Raw genomic sequence first — 12,173 nt, 5'->3', positions numbered from 1 at the left:
AACCTACCTGTGCAGTTATCTTCTTTGTTCGCTCTGCGGGCAATATCTTCATTTAGTAATCGCATAAACCAGCTAATACTGGATAGGCGCTCGCGGTAGTCGTTTACTGTTTGATTGAAAAAGATAAGTTCGGCTTTACTTAGCTTTTCACCTTGTACATATTTTTGCGTAAGTACAGTGCCTTTACAGAGCTTATGCCAGCGAATGATAATCGCTTTATCGTTTAATCGATTCGCTTTTTTATCATCAACATACAGTACTAAGTGGGTGTGATTACTCATAACAGCGTAAGCACATACATCAATACAAAATACCTTCGCTAATTCAAGCAGCTTATCTTCAACCCAGCCTCGTCGATGCTCGTAAGATTGACCAGTAAAACGGTCTTCGCCACATAAAAATGCACGACGAACACAGCGTGAAATACAATGGTAATATTTTGTATCAACCAAACTTATTTGACGCTTTCTTGCGATAGCCATGAGACACTCTGCTTGTTTTTTACACTAAATAAAGCCTAGTACTTCTTTTCATAAAGTGCAAAATTTAGAGTGGGTGTCTATTCCCTCGCCCTCGTCTATTCTATTCCCTCGCAAGTAAGAGGGGCGCGCGTTCACAACTTAAAAAATGTAGACGTTGATTTACCTCGTAACGCATTGGTTGTTTTTACAGGAATATCGGGCTCTGGAAAATCGTCGCTTGCGTTTGGAACGCTGTTTGCTGAGTCGCAGCACCGTTATCTTGATTCGGTATCGCCGTACGCTCGTAGGTTAATAGATCAAGTTGATGAGCCCGATGTTGACTCTATTGAAGGGCTACCGCCTGCCGTTGCTTTGCAGTAGCAACGCGGCGCACCGTCGGTTCGCTCATCCGTTGGCAGCATAACAACTATTTCTAACGCGCTACGCATGCTTTACTCACGCGCAGGCGAATACCCCAAAGGGCAAAGTATACTTTACGCCGATGCGTTTTCGCCGAATACGCCACAAGGTGCGTGCCCAGAATGCTCAGGAATAGGCCGAGTGTTTGAAGTAACCGAAAAGCTACTTGTGCCAGATGATACAAAAACTATTCGCCAGCGCGCCATTGAAGCGTGGCCACCAGCATGGCAAGGTAAAAACCTAAGCCGTATTCTTACTTCCCTTGGTTATGACATAGACACACCTTGGAACAAACTTTCTAAAAAAGCACGGGATTGGATTTTATTTACCGACGAAACACCTAGTGTGCCGGTATACCCAGATTACACCTATGAGCAAACACAAAATGCGATAAAAAATAACGAAGATCCAAGCTACATGGGAACGTTTTCAAGCGCTAAACGCTTTGTTTTACAGTCTTTTGCTACCACACAAAGCCCGCGTACAAAAAAGCGCGTATCGCAATTTATGCAAATATCACAGTGCCCTACTTGCCAAGGTAAAAAATTAAAACAAGCATCGTTAAGTGTTAAATTTGCAGGGTTCGATATTGGCGAGCTATCTCAACTTACGTTAAACGAGCTTGCTAAAAAATTAAGTAATGCCGCCAACACCAAAGTAAATAAAAATACAAAAAATCCAGAGCAAGCCATTGTTACGCAGCGCATTGCCAGCGATATTCTCACCCGTATTGAAGCACTAACCATGCTTGGTTTAGGGTACCTGTCGCTAGAGCGTACAACGCCAACGCTCTCACCCGGAGAGCTACAACGGTTGCGACTTGCCACACAAATTCGCTCTAAACTATTTGGGGTGGTTTACGTGCTAGATGAACCTTCAGCGGGTTTACACCCTGCCGATACTCAAGCTTTGCTAAAAGCGCTCGACGAGTTAATAGCGGCTGGCAATTCTGTATTTGTTGTTGAACACGACGTTAGCGTTGTTAAACACGCCGATTGGATTGTTGATGTAGGCCCTGATGCAGCTGTGCATGGTGGCGACATCATTTACAGCGGCCCTGTTGAAGGGTTAAAAAAAATAAAAAATTCGCACACCGGTCGCCACCTTTTTGCTAAAAACGCCAGTCAAGAGTCAACTCAAAACAGCGCGCAAAAAAAGGAGCAAAGGCAGCCTAGTGCGTGGTTAAAATTGGCTGATATTGAGCGTAACAACCTTAAAAAACTCAATGCAGAATTTCCATTGGGTGTTATGACAACCGTTACTGGGGTTTCGGGCTCTGGTAAATCAAGCCTAGTAAGCCAAGCGCCAACCGACGAAGCCGACTTACTCGAACAAGAGCTGCAAACACACACCGGCGGAAAAATCATTGAAGGTATAAATAATATAAGCCGCCTGATTACCGTAAATCAAAAAGCGATTGGCCGTACCCCTCGTTCAAACTTAGCTACCTATACGGGTTTATTTGATCACGTGCGTAAACTATTTGCCTCAACCCAAAAAGCAAAAGAGCGCCGTTACGATGCCGGTCGCTTTTCGTTTAATGTTGCTAAAGGTCGCTGTAAAAATTGTGAAGGCGTTGGCTTTGTGAGTATAGAGCTACTGTTTTTACCAAGCGTTTATTCACCTTGCCAAGTGTGTCATGGCAAACGTTATAACGAGCAAACACTTGAGGTTACATATCGTGATAAAAACATCAGCGATATTCTCAATTTAACGGTTGAAGCGGCGCATACCTTTTTTGAAAATGAACCTGCAATACTGCGAGCACTCGATGCACTTATGCAAGTTGGTCTTGGGTATTTGCGTTTAGGGCAACCTGCCACTGAGCTTTCTGGCGGTGAAGCCCAGCGTATTAAATTAGCAACCGAGCTGCAACGTGCGCAGCGCGGTAACACACTTTATATTCTTGATGAGCCAACCACAGGCCTGCATCCATCGGATGTATCAATGCTAATGTCGCAGTTAAATAAATTAGTTGATGCTGGCAACACCGTCATTATGGTTGAACACGATATGCAAGTAGCTCACAATAGTGACTGGGTAATTGATGTAGGACCAGGTGCTGGTGAAGAAGGCGGCTTAATTGTAGCGCAAGGGAAACCTACAGAGGTAGCTCAATCTAAAATAAGCCGAACAGCACCTTTTTTGAATGGCGCAATTTAGAGAGCAGGTAAACACTAAATAACAAAAAAGAGCCAATGGCTCTTTTTTGTTATTAGCTTTTTAAAAAACGTTCTATTTTAGGTTTTACCGTAACCGACATTATCAGCATTATAGTTAAACCTATTGGTAATGCAGCTAATAATCCTTCAGCCCATCCAGTTACAAATACACGCATATCTGCATAGCCAATATTATTAGTAGCGGTAACAAACGCCATCACCGACTCCATGATCAGCGCCATAAAAACACTAATCACTAAATTACGTTTTAGCTCGCTACTAGGGCGTGCTTATCTTTGTGGATTGAAATTTGTTCAATCTAGGGGCGATTAAATCACGGCGCGAGGTTTGTAACCTAGTGGGCTAAGTCAAAACCGAGCAACAAAGAGTTAATCGTCCCTAGAAAGAACCCAATAGGCAGCGCATGTTTGATATTTATGCTGCGTTATCGCCTATTTATGGGGAATAACCACACTATATAGGCTCTGCCTTGCCTAAAAACCAAACATACTGCTGCAAATTCAACCACCAAAAATCAACACGCCCTAGGCAATAACTTATTAGCTAGCTTATGCATTAAGGTCATCATTACAAAACCAACAGGCGCCATAACCAATACTGCACTTATAAATGAGGTAAACCAATCTGCATAAAAATGCTCTGTAACACCCACATTCACATAAGTCATAATGCCAGTTAGAGTACCGCCAATTAAGGTAATAATACTTACCATAACCAGTATTTTATAAATTATAGGTGTTTTTTTAGGCTCAACCATTACTGGATTTGCTGATACGGGTGTACTCATTTTTGGGCATGCCTTAAACGTTAAATAGATGACAAAATCAACTATAACAAATTAATTGATAATATCAACCTTTTAGTTTTAAATGCTTTGGATCGGGAGTACGTAGCTTTTTTACCAATGGGTGGTTCAATATTTTTAGTTGAGTTAATACCAATTGTGCGACTTCGCGTGCACCAAGCTGATTTAAATGCGTATCATCTGTTACCCCAAATGGGTAGTTAGGGTGTAAATTTGCACCAATGTGCATAAAACGAAGTGCAGAACCTTTATCACCCAAAGATTGAAAATATGCCGTGGTTACCTTTTCCATATCTATAAAATCAACACCTGTTTCTTGTGCAACCTGACGGACTTTATCAGCGTATATAGGGTGTGTCTCTTTTAAAATACCCATTTTGTTAAAGTAACGACGCGTAATTGGAGTGAGTAAAATAGCATGTGCTTTTTTAGCATTAATATCATTAATGAAATGAGTAAGATTATCTGCAAACTGTTCAGGTGAGGTATACCTATCTATTTTTTTCTTGGATTCATCATTGTGGCCAAACTGAATAAACACGTAGTCACCAACTTGAATATTATCTATTATTTTTTTCCATAGCCCTTCGGTTTTGAATGTACGCGTGCTGCGACCATTTTTAGCTAAGTTGACCACAGAAACTGATTCATTAAAAAAAATGCTGAATGGCATACCCCACCCTGTTTCAGGATAGTCTTTAACATCTTTAATAGACATGGTTGAATCCCCAGCCATATATATATGTGTTGTACCTTGTTTACTCATTGCAAAAAAACTACTCAATATTAGTATTGAGCCTACTATTTTTTTTATCATTATTATCTCCTGCTTACGAAATAAGCTATAACGCTTGGCTAATTGACTGATTTAATTCAAAGGCTTTTATTAAAAATAACACAATTGCCACCGGTGGCAAATAAAATAATATATAGTCAATATATTATTCAGTTGTGTTTAGAGAGTGTTGAACTTTTTGGATTGATATTTGTTCAATTTAGGGGGCGATTAAATCACTTTGCTCGGTTTTCAACCTAGTGGGCTAAGTAAAAACCGAGCAAAGCTTCCGCATCCACCTTGTCTAAACGGTTGCAAATTTAACCTCGAAAGATAAACAAACCCTAGTCTATTTCAGATAATTAAATGTTAAATTATGTGAACCAAGTATTAATTTTATTGTTTTTATTATTTGACAGTCGCTATTTTTAGGTATAGTTTCATCGCGTGCCACCGGTAGCAATTCATATCGTTCATTCATTGGCATTTTAAATTAAATTACTTAAACATATATTTTTCAGTCATTTATGTTAAATATAGCAAACACATGGCAAAACACCGACACGGCCATGTAATTTATAACAATAAAACACAACTGGGATCGCAATGGCAGCAATTACACACAACTTTAAACTAAACACACTCATGACCTATCTTATTTTAGGTGGCGTAATTACTAGCAATGCTTTTGCAGCTGAGCAATCACAGCAAAAGGCCAGTGACGACAGCGATGACATAGAAATCATTCAAGTTAAAGGTTATCGCGGTAGCATTAACGCAGCTCTTATGGCAAAACGTGAAGCTGTAGGCACACGCGAAACCATTATTGCAGAAGACATTGGTAAATTCCCCGATTTAAATGTAGCAGACTCTCTTGCTCGTGTACCCGGAATTTCAATTGAAGAAGATGCCGGCGAAGGTCGTCAAATCACGATTCGTGGTTTAGGTTCTCGCTTTGTTAAAACAACTATTAACGGTATGGAATCAGCATCTGCTGGTGCTGCAACAGATGCTGCTGGTGGTTCAAATACTTCTCGTGCATTTGATTATAATGTATTTGCATCTGAGCTTTTTACTCAAATTGATGTCGATAAAACAGTTTCTGCCGAAATGGAAGATGGCGGTATTTCAGGTAATGTTAATTTACAAACGGCGCGTCCATTTCAGTATGATGGTTTTAAAGGTTCTTACAACGTAAACGCCCGCTACAACGACATTTCTGAGGATGTATCCCCTCGTATTTCATTTATGCTGAGCAATAACTGGGATAACAAATTTGGAGTGTTAGCATCGGTTGCTTACAGCGATGGAACAGTACAAAGCGAAGGATCATCAAGTGTGCGCTGGACCGTCAATAACCCAAAATACCAAGATGATGGTTTACCTGTAACGCAAGGCGGCACTAACTATTTAACGGCTTCGCCTAAAACACTATTACAAGAAAATGGTAACTATACTGATGATAATTTAGATGGCTTATATTTACCGCGTATCCCTCGATATTCTATTTTTTCTAAGCAGCAAAAACGTTTAGGTGCAACGGTTGCTTTTCAATACGCTCCCACCGACAACCTGTCTATGAATTTAGACATATTACATGCAGCCCTTGATACAACAATGGATGAATATCAATACTCTGTATTATTACGTGACCAAAAAGACATTGTTCCAGAAAACATCCATATAGATGATAACAATACAATTGTAGCGGGAGCCTATTCTAATGCAATTATTCGCTCTGAAGCTCGTCAAGATAAGGCTGAGTCTGACTTTGACCAAATAAGTTTTTCTGGTGATTGGTATATTAACGATCGCCTCCAAATGAACTTTTTAGTTGGTATGGGTAAATCTGATTTAGACGTTCCTTACTCTAGAACATTTGCACTCGATAGCGCAGGTTCGACTGTTGCTTATAGTTACGATAGTAATATTGACCCTTTGGAGTTAATAAATAATCCAGGTGGAGTAGCAATAGGCAGTGGTGAGTTAAATTCGACCATGCCTTCATTTGCATTTGCTGCTGGCCAAGCCCCTGGCGCCACATTTACACGTGCCGATTTAGAAAATTCAATGGTAGATGGTAACAACTACGCTGCAGCTCTAACACGTAACCGCGCTCAAACAATTGAGAGTGAAAATAGTACAGTTAAAATCGATTTTAGCTACGAGATAAATGACCAATACACAGTTAAATTTGGTGTAGGTCAACGTTCGTTTGAAACAGAGCAGCATGATTATCGATCTTCGTGGAAAGACCTTAATATAGAAACAAATAAAACCAGTGGAAAAAGTGCTGAAACACGCGTTATGGATTTAGATAATTCACAAATAAATGGCTTATTATTTTCAACTACGTTAGATAAACAAGGTGTCAAATTTGGTAATGATGCTTCAGTACCTGCCACATCAACACTAAACGATGGCACATGGTTAACGCCTGATTACAATGCAATGATGGCTGCATTTTCAGGTCGTGATTTTTTCGAAGCAAAAGAAGAATATAAACGCACATATTATATTAAAGAAGAAGTAACAACAGCGTATGCTCAACTTAACTTTAGGCATGACATTTTTGATAATGAACTGCGCGGTAATATAGGTTTACGTTATGTTGATAATAAAAATACCAGTCGCATCGTTAATTTAGACCACATCTATAAAGATGGTTACACAGCAGGTCGCGGCGACGGTACAAATTTTGATAACGGCTACAGTTGGCGCGAATCAGTAAGTAAAGGTGACGAATGGTTGCCATCGTTAAATATTGCTTACGATATCACTGAAGATCTAGTTGGTCGCTTTAGTTATTCACATGCGATAACTCGCCCTAAATTGTCTGATTTACGCTCATCGATTAGTGTTAATGTCCCTGATGAAAACGATCCTACAGCATCAATTAAACGTGGCGCGGGGCCCTCTTTACAACCCTACAAATCGAAACAATATGATGTAGGCCTAGAATGGTATTTTGCAGAAGAGTCGCTTATTGCAACTTCATTATTTTATAAAGATATTACTGGCTTAACTAAGGACAGTAGTGATGAGGTATTAACGCAAGATGAGTTGGATCGACTCGGGATTGATATTGGTGATATGGATCCAAGTACTATAACTTGGCAAGTATCTCAACTCGTTAATACGGATGCCGAGGGTATGTGGGGGGCTGAATTTATCTATCAGCAACCTTTTACATTTTTACCTGCACCATTTAATAATTTAGGTCTGCAATCAAACTATACCTACATTGATTATTCTCGCGATGTTGAAGACCCTTTTTATGGTACTGAGCTAAATTTGGTAGAAGAAGAAACGTCTAAAAATTCGTACAACATTACACTTTATTATGAAGAAGAAAGCTGGTCGGCACGTTTTTCTTATAACTACCGCAGTGGATATAACAAACAGTACCTAAATGAATATAAGGATGAATCTACTTTTGTACGTGGTTATGATGCAAAAGCTAAACTTAACTTTTCTGCTCGCTATGAGTTGAGCGAATCTATGAGTGTGTCGTTTGAAGCGGTTAATTTAACGGACGAAAAACAAGAACAATGGAATGATATTTATACCCAGCGTCCTTATGAGAGCTTATCCTCTGGTCGTCAATTCTTAGTAGGCTTGCGCGGATCATTCTAACAATGATCTTACCTAAAATAACCGGTAACTTTGTTACCGGTTATTTTATATCAAAAAGCTATAGTGATTTTAATTATCACAAAAACAAATTGCCACCGGTGGCAATGGCTGATAGAGTTAATTTATAATAACTAACTCAATAATATTTAATCGTGTTAGTTAAGCGTACCAACAGCACTACTAATAATAAATAAGGTGCCACACTGTAGGATACATACATGGATAATACACGTAGATTTTTTATAAAGGCAGTTGCATCTAGTACATTACTTGGAGGAGCGTTAGTTGGATGTAAATCAGCCCCCCTTGTCGATATGTTAAGCAGCCCTGTAAGAAGTGATGACTGGAAAATGGCAGATGCGATTAAATCATCCATTAAAGTCCCCTCGTTCCCAGATAAAACATTTAATATTATCGATTTTGGCGCTAACGGCGATAATAAAACTAACAATACTGTCGCAATTAATAATGCAATCAAATCCTGTAACGCCCAAGGAGGGGGACAGGTAATTATTCCTCAAGGTCAATTTATAACAGGCGCAATTCACCTACTTTCTAATGTTAATTTACATCTAGTGGAAGGCGCTATACTCAGTTTTAGTACAAGCCCTGAGGACTATCTTCCAGCTGTATTTACCCGCTGGGAAGGCCTGGAAATGATGGGTTACTCACCACTTATTTATGCTTTCGAACAAGAAAACATTGCTATAACAGGCAAAGGTATTCTTGAAGGTAATGCAAATAATACCACCTGGTGGCCATGGAAAGGTAAGCACAAAGAGGCTCACTGGGAGCTTTTAACTGACAATAATGGCCAGATAATTGAGCAAAAAACAGCTCGAGATAAGTTAATGCGAGATGCCGAGCAACATATCCCCGTTGAGCAGCGCATTTATGCTGATGGCGCTTATTTACGCCCTCCTTTTATACAACCTTATCGCTGTAATAATGTACTTATTGAAGGTATCACAATTAAAAACTCGCCATTTTGGCTAGTAAACCCTGTACTTTGTAATAGTGTTACGGTTTGCGATGTCACTTTTTCAAGCCATGGACCTAATTCTGATGGCTGCGACCCTGAAAGCTGTAATCACGTCCATATCAAAAATTGTGTATTTGATACCGGAGATGACTGCATTGCAATTAAATCAGGAAGAAACGCTGATGGACGCAGAGTAAATACAGCCTCACAAAATATTGTCATTGAAAACTGCCATATGAAAGAAGGTCATGGCGGCGTCGTAATAGGCAGTGAAATTTCTGGCGGTGTGAATAATGTTTTTGTACAAAATTGTACTATGGATAGCCCCCATTTAGAGCGTGCTATTAGAATCAAAACCAACTCAGTTCGAGGTGGTTTAATTGAACACATCCGTATTCGTAACATTGAAGTTGGTACCGTTAAAAATGCGATTGTAATTAACTTTTACTATGAAGAAGGCGATGCGGGACAATTTGATCCCATTGTCCGCGATATAAAAATAGACAACTTGCATTGTAAAAATGTACTCAGTAAAGCCCTTTATCTTAATGGCTTTGCCCGTGATCCAATTAAAGATATTACGCTAACAAACAGCCACTTTGACCAAGTCGGTGATGAATCAATCGTTAACCATGTGACTAATTTTACCATTGATAATGTCACACTAAACAAACAACCAATGTCATTAGCTAAAATAACCCAGTTAAAGGTAGTAAATGAATGAGCAATAAACCGTTTTCCGCATTAATGGCATCACAACCTATTTTACCAATCATTCAAGCTAATGATGAACAACAAGGTATTGATATAGCAAACGCAATGTACGAATCAGGGATTCATCTTGTTGAAGTTGTATTAAGAACAGAGCAATCGATTAATGCCTTAAAAGCTATAAAACACGCAATACCAAACCTTATTGTTGGTGCAGGAACGGTGACGAGTACACATATTTTGGACAAGGCACTTAACGCAGGTGCTGATTATATTGTTACTCCTGCCGTCTCTTCTAAATTACTGGATGCGCTTTCTAGCTGTGAAGTTCCATGCTTACCTGGTGTATCAAATACTTCTGACATATTACTTGCAACAGAGTTTGGTTTTAATGAACAAAAATTATTCCCCGCTTCTCTTGCTGGAGGCCAGCCTTTTTTAAAAGCAGTATCGAGCGTATTTAAAGATGTTCGCTTTTGTCCAACAGGTGGAATAAATCAAGATAATTATCAAGAATATTTAGCTCTGAGTAATGTTTTTGCCGTAGGTGGTACATGGGTAGCCAATCCTCAATGGGTGATAAATAAACAGTGGCAACTTATTACACAGGCATGTTCACACGTACTCGAAGCTAAATAATTTAAGTTTATAAAATTTGCCACCGGTGGCTAAATAGGTAAAAGAAATGAATGCAGGAATTTCCATGACGAAGAATATTGAACAATTAAAATTACACCCGGACCGTCTTTTCTCAAGTGATCCAAGCGTTATTAAGATTGCACGCCAACTGTATGAAAAAATAAAGGATTTACCAATTATTAGCCCACATGGGCATACGGATCCAAGTTGGTTTAACGAAAATAAGAACTTTGGCAACGCAACTGAACTCTTTATTAAACCTGATCACTATGTATTTAGAATGCTGTACAGCCAAGGTATTGACCTTACCACGCTAGGGATCCCCGAGCATGGCCTTGAAGGTGATATGGAACGCTCGAGAAATGCGGATCCAAAAAAAGCGTGGCAAATTTTTGCTGACAATTATCACCTATTTGCTGGCACACCAAGTGGTTACTGGTTAGATGCGGTATTTAGTGATGTATTTAACTTTACAGAAAAACTTTGCTCTGTAAATGCACAAGACTACTATGAAAAAATAACGGCGGCCTTAGCAACAGAAGCATTTAAGCCACAAGCACTGATGGACAGATTCAACATTGAACTAATTGCAACAACTGAAGGTGCTTTGGATACACTCGCGCACCATAAAGCGATTGCTGGTACATCGATGGAAAAACGTGTTATTACCTCGTTTAGACCAGATGATGTTGTTGATGCAAGCCGAGAAGACTTTATTGAAAATATAAAAAAACTAGGTGAACTAACCAGCCAAAATACTGCTACATGGCAAGGTTATCTAAGTGCAATTCAAACTCGCCGTGATTACTTTAAACAAGAAGGCAGAGCAACAGCAACTGATCATGGTCACCCTAGTGCACTAACTGCTGATTTAAGTTTAAATGAATGTGAAGCCCTTTTTGAAAAATGCCGTACAGGTCAAGCAACAGAACAAGAACAAGAGCTTTTTCGCGCTCAAATGCTAACTGAACTGGCTGGAATGAGTATAAAAGATGGCCTAGTGATGCAAATTCATCCGGGGGCACACCGAAATCATAACTTACCAATATTTAATCAATTTGGCCGAGATAAAGGCGCAGATATACCAAGTCAAACCGAGTATGTTAATGCACTTAAACCGCTGTTAAGTAAATACGGAAATAACCCAAATCTAAAGATTATTCTATTTACCCTTGATGAAACAACTTACAGTCGTGAACTTGCGCCCCTCGCAGGCCACTACCCTAGTTTAAAACTAGGCCCAGCATGGTGGTTCCATGATAGCCCCGCAGGTATGTTAAGATTTCGTCAGCAAGCAACTGAAACTGCTGGATTTTATAACACGGTGGGCTTTAATGATGATACGCGAGCATTTTTATCAATTCCTGCACGCCATGATGTAGCACGCAGAGTAGATTGCCGATATTTAGCCGAGCTGGTAACAAATCATCAAATTAATGAAGAAACAGCTCACACGTTAGCTTATCAATTAACCTATGGGTTAGTTAAAAAAGCATATAAATTAGATTAGCTTATTTAATTAACAGCCAAGTACTTTTTGCTTGGCTGTTATTATTGGGAG

Annotated in this window: 8 protein-coding genes and 1 pseudogene; 5 read left to right on the top strand and 4 right to left on the bottom strand. The window is 39.5% G+C overall.

The window, feature by feature from the left end; all coding sequences use genetic code 11:
• Positions 1 to 482 (bottom strand): transposase (locus DC53_RS01500; RefSeq protein ID WP_033032008.1); only part of this gene is annotated, 482 nt, incomplete at its 3' end.
• A 69-nt stretch (positions 483 to 551) separates the two neighbouring features.
• Here DC53_RS01500 and uvrA point away from each other — a divergent pair.
• A pseudogene (gene uvrA, locus DC53_RS0120790) lies at positions 552 to 3,044 on the top strand (excinuclease ABC subunit UvrA).
• 52 nt (positions 3,045 to 3,096) lie between these two features.
• On the opposite strand, the gene DC53_RS01505 reads toward uvrA, so the two are convergent.
• The 3 genes from DC53_RS01505 to DC53_RS01515 form a co-directional block, all read right to left on the bottom strand.
• Entirely contained in the window at positions 3,097 to 3,300 is a 204-nt protein-coding gene (locus DC53_RS01505; RefSeq protein WP_478212321.1) for a hypothetical protein, read from the bottom strand.
• 278 nt (positions 3,301 to 3,578) lie between these two features.
• Positions 3,579 to 3,851, bottom strand: coding sequence for a DUF2798 domain-containing protein (locus tag DC53_RS01510; protein ID WP_239462884.1), 273 nt, complete (start codon positions 3,849 to 3,851; stop codon positions 3,579 to 3,581).
• A gap of 64 nt (positions 3,852 to 3,915) precedes the next feature.
• Positions 3,916 to 4,686 (bottom strand): rhamnogalacturonan acetylesterase, encoded by a 771-nt coding sequence (locus DC53_RS01515; protein WP_033032006.1) that lies wholly within the window; start codon positions 4,684 to 4,686, stop codon positions 3,916 to 3,918.
• A gap of 564 nt (positions 4,687 to 5,250) precedes the next feature.
• On the opposite strand from DC53_RS01515, the gene DC53_RS01520 reads away from it, so the two are divergent.
• The 4 genes from DC53_RS01520 (at position 5,251) to uxaC (ending at position 12,122) form a co-directional block, all read left to right on the top strand.
• On the top strand, positions 5,251 to 8,280 hold the full coding sequence (locus DC53_RS01520; protein ID WP_033032005.1) for a TonB-dependent receptor: 3,030 nt from the start codon (positions 5,251 to 5,253) through the stop codon (positions 8,278 to 8,280).
• Positions 8,281 to 8,498: 218 nt separating this feature from the next.
• Positions 8,499 to 9,986, top strand: a complete 1,488-nt coding sequence (locus DC53_RS01525; RefSeq protein WP_033032003.1) for a glycoside hydrolase family 28 protein — start codon at positions 8,499 to 8,501, stop codon at positions 9,984 to 9,986.
• Entirely contained in the window at positions 9,983 to 10,612 is a 630-nt protein-coding gene (gene eda, locus DC53_RS01530; protein WP_007377238.1) for a bifunctional 4-hydroxy-2-oxoglutarate aldolase/2-dehydro-3-deoxy-phosphogluconate aldolase, read from the top strand. The genes DC53_RS01525 and eda overlap by 4 nt, the downstream gene beginning before the upstream one ends.
• 64 nt (positions 10,613 to 10,676) lie before the next feature.
• The gene (gene uxaC, locus DC53_RS01535; RefSeq protein ID WP_204247272.1) at positions 10,677 to 12,122 is read left to right on the top strand and encodes a glucuronate isomerase; all 1,446 of its coding nucleotides are present in this window, start codon (positions 10,677 to 10,679) and stop codon (positions 12,120 to 12,122) included.
• Positions 12,123 to 12,173 lie beyond the last annotated feature (51 nt).

Source organism: Pseudoalteromonas fuliginea, assembly GCF_000690055.1.
Classification (GTDB): Bacteria; Pseudomonadota; Gammaproteobacteria; order Enterobacterales; family Alteromonadaceae; genus Pseudoalteromonas; species Pseudoalteromonas fuliginea.
Note: the sequence above shows the minus strand (reverse complement) of the source record. Positions and strands in the feature narration are given on the sequence as shown.

Coding starts and splice junctions, on each gene's coding strand:
- DC53_RS01520 (WP_033032005.1), top strand. CDS start 5,251: ATGGCAGCAATTACACACAACTTTAAACTAAACACACTCATGACCTAT.
- DC53_RS01525 (WP_033032003.1), top strand. CDS start 8,499: ATGGATAATACACGTAGATTTTTTATAAAGGCAGTTGCATCTAGTACA.
- uxaC (WP_204247272.1), top strand. CDS start 10,677: ATGACGAAGAATATTGAACAATTAAAATTACACCCGGACCGTCTTTTC.
- DC53_RS01515 (WP_033032006.1), bottom strand. CDS start 4,686: ATGATAAAAAAAATAGTAGGCTCAATACTAATATTGAGTAGTTTTTTT.
- DC53_RS01510 (WP_239462884.1), bottom strand. CDS start 3,851: ATGAGTACACCCGTATCAGCAAATCCAGTAATGGTTGAGCCTAAAAAA.
- eda (WP_007377238.1), top strand. CDS start 9,983: ATGAGCAATAAACCGTTTTCCGCATTAATGGCATCACAACCTATTTTA.